General features: G+C 35.6%; 3 protein-coding genes. All 3 read left to right on the top strand.

Features of this window, described 5'->3' with window-relative positions:
* Nucleotides 1-128 precede the first annotated feature (128 nt).
* The 3 genes from ubiE to gpmI all read left to right on the top strand — a co-directional run bounded on the left by ubiE (nt 129) and on the right by gpmI (nt 3,219).
* Nucleotides 129-860 carry a bifunctional demethylmenaquinone methyltransferase/2-methoxy-6-polyprenyl-1,4-benzoquinol methylase UbiE gene (ubiE, locus tag B0A58_RS07170; protein ID WP_089080482.1) on the top strand — a complete coding sequence of 244 codons (732 nt, stop codon included), beginning with the start codon at nt 129-131 and terminating at the stop codon, nt 858-860.
* Between the two features lies 1 nt (nt 861).
* Nucleotides 862-1,569 (top strand): type IX secretion/gliding motility protein PorT/SprT, encoded by a 708-nt coding sequence (gene porT, locus B0A58_RS07165; RefSeq protein ID WP_089080481.1) that lies wholly within the window; start codon nt 862-864, stop codon nt 1,567-1,569.
* A gap of 132 nt (nt 1,570-1,701) precedes the next feature.
* Nucleotides 1,702-3,219, top strand: coding sequence for a 2,3-bisphosphoglycerate-independent phosphoglycerate mutase (gpmI, locus tag B0A58_RS07160; RefSeq protein ID WP_089080480.1), 1,518 nt, complete (start codon nt 1,702-1,704; stop codon nt 3,217-3,219).
* The last annotated feature ends 49 nt before the right edge of the window (nt 3,220-3,268 follow it).

The raw sequence follows: 3,268 nt of genomic DNA, 5'->3' as shown, positions 1-3,268 counted from the left end.
TATGTATATTTGGTATAAACAAAGTAAAATCAAAAACAATGTGCATAATAATGCTGTTTTATAAACTGAAATTAAGTTCGATTTTATATTTGAATAATAAAATAGTACCTTTGCTAAAAATTAGAAAAATGTCTAAAAACATCACACCTTATAAAAATTCCGACAAAGGAAAAAAAGAACAAGTGGCACAAATGTTTGATACTATTTCGAGCAATTACGACAACCTAAACAGAGTCATTTCATTTGGAATAGACGTCAAATGGCGAAAAAAAGTGTTGCAACTCGTTCAAAACAAACAACCCAAAAGCATCCTTGATATTGCCACTGGCACAGGTGATTTGGCCCTATTGATGTCTGACACTGCTGCCGAAAAAATTATTGGCATAGACATATCTGCAGGCATGCTCGAAGTGGGCAAACAAAAAGTAGCAGACCGCAATTTGCAATCTAAAATAGAATTACAATTAGGCGATTCCGAAAAAATGCCTTTCCCAGACAACAGTTTTGATGCCATTACGGTGGCCTTTGGAGTTAGAAACTTTGAAAATCTTGAACAAGGACTTTCAGAAATTCTTAGAGTTTTGAAACCCAATGGGATATTTGTAATTCTTGAAACTTCGGTTCCCGAAAAAACACCATTCAAGCAAGGCTATCAATTTTATTCCAAAAACATCTTGCCACTTATTGGTAAACTATTTTCAAAAGACAATAGTGCTTATGGTTATTTATCCGAATCGGCCGCTTTTTTTCCTTATGGCGAAAAATTAAACAATATTTTGAGAAAAATTGGGTTTATAGAGGTACAAGCCTTGCCACAAACATTTGGGGTAGCTACCATTTATTCAGCATCAAAATTATAATATGAAGAATTTATTTATTTTATTGTCATTACATTTTGTTTTAGCTTCTCAAGCTCAATTTAGAAGAAGTGTATTTAGTAAAAATCCTGTTTTAAATTTTGAAAATTGGGACAAACAACGTATTTATTATGGCTTTTATTTAGGTACAAACGTATATGATTATAAAATAGATTACAAAAGCGTAGTAGGAAGAGATGTGCTTATAAAATCTACAGCTGGTTTTAGTGTAGGTATTGTGGGCGATTTACGGTTGAATGAATATTTCAATTTGCGATTTGAACCTGGCCTTCATTATACCCAAAGAGACATTTATTTTACAGGATTTACCAAGCAAACCGACTATCTTAGAGAGGCAAAAGCAACCAATCTCAATTTTCCACTTTTGCTTAAATATTCGGCACTACGAACAGGCAATATTCGGCCTTATTTAGAGGCGGGTTTTTCACAAACGCTCAATCTTTCCAGCAATCAAAGTGTAAAAGACGACAATGCCCAACAAATATTTAGGGTAAAAAAAATGACTACAAACTATGAATTGGGTTTTGGAATAGACATTTATTTAGAATATTTCAAATTTTCGCCCTCCATTAGAGGAGTTTTTGGCCTCAACGATGAGCTCATTCGAGATAACGACCCTAACAGCCCTTGGACCGGCAATATACAATCTATGAAAACCCGTGCTGTTTTTGTAACGTTTACCTTTCATTAACAAGACAGTATTTTTAAATTCATATAAAAAACTGATACAACTCAATACTTTTATTCGTTTTTTTAATTATTTTTGATTTTAAAAAAAACATAATTTCTAATAAAAAAGCAACTATAAACTAAATAAACTACCATGAACAAAAAAGTAATTTTAATGATTCTTGACGGATGGGGAAAATCACCCGATCCTAAAGTTTCGGCCATAGACAATGCCAATGTACCGTTTATCAACAGCCTTTATACCCAATATCCTTCGGCACAACTCCGAACAGACGGGCTTAATGTTGGTTTGCCCGAAGGGCAAATGGGCAACTCCGAAGTAGGACACATGAATCTTGGTGCAGGACGTATTGTATATCAGGATTTGGCTAAAATCAATTTGGCCGTTGCCAATAATACCCTATGCCAAGAGCAAGTTTTGATTGATGCGTTTCAATATGCTAAAGATCAAAAGGTTAGTTTGCATTTCTTAGGTTTGCTTTCAGATGGAGGAGTTCATGCCCATACCTCACACCTAAGAGGATTGATAACGGCAACACAAGATTTTGGACTTCAAAATGTATTTGTACACGCCTTTACCGACGGCCGAGACGTGGATCCTAAATCAGGTGAAAAATATGTGTCGGATTTACAACAATTTTTAGAGCCTACAAATGCAAAACTGGCTACAGTTGTTGGGCGGTATTATGCGATGGATAGAGACAAACGCTGGGAACGTGTAAAAAAAGCATATAATTTAGTAGTACATGCACAGGGTACAAAAACCCAAAATCCTGTACAATCTATACATGAAAGTTACCATCAAAACATTACAGATGAATTTATAGAACCCCTCGTAGTGGTGGATCAAAACAACAACCCAGTGGCTCAAATAAAACCCCACGATGTAGTGGTGTTTTTCAATTTCAGAACCGATAGAGGAAGAGAATTGACCGAAGCCCTTTCGCAAAGGGATTTTCATGAACAAAACATGCACAAACTCGATTTGTATTACGTTACCCTTACCAACTATGACGAAACATATCAAAATGTAAAAGTAGTTTACAATAAAGACAACATTACAGAAACACTAGGCGAGGTTTTGGAAAAAGCCAACAAAAAACAAATTAGAATTGCCGAAACTGAAAAATATCCACATGTTACGTTTTTCTTTTCGGGCGGTCGAGAAGAGCCATTTGTTGGCGAAAGCCGAATTTTAAAAAATTCTCCAAAAGTTGCCACATACGACCTTCAACCCGAAATGAGTGCATACGAATTAGCCGATGCTTTAGTACCAGAAATACAAAAAGGGGAGGTTGATTTTGTATGTTTAAATTTTGCAAATGGCGATATGGTGGGGCATACAGGTGTTATGGAAGCAGCCATCAAAGCTTGCGAAGCCGTAGATGCTTGTGTGCAAAAAGTGATTACCGCAGCTCTAGCCAATGGATATACAACCCTAGTTATTGCCGATCATGGCAATTGCGAAACCATGATTAACCCAGATGGGTCGCCAAACACTGCACATACTACCAATCCAGTGCCTATAATATTGGTGGACAAGGATTTAAAACATATAAATGATGGTGTTTTAGGAGATATTGCTCCTACAATATTGAACTTGATGGGTATTGAAAAACCGGCAGTCATGACGCAGCATTCGTTGTTGTAAATAATCAAACATTAAAAAGTAAATTTATACGAAATATACATATAAAATA

The sequence above is a fragment of the Flavobacterium branchiophilum NBRC 15030 = ATCC 35035 genome, assembly GCF_002217205.1.
GTDB classification, from domain to species: Bacteria; Bacteroidota; Bacteroidia; order Flavobacteriales; family Flavobacteriaceae; genus Flavobacterium; species Flavobacterium branchiophilum.
Note: the sequence above shows the minus strand (reverse complement) of the source record. Positions and strands in the feature narration are given on the sequence as shown.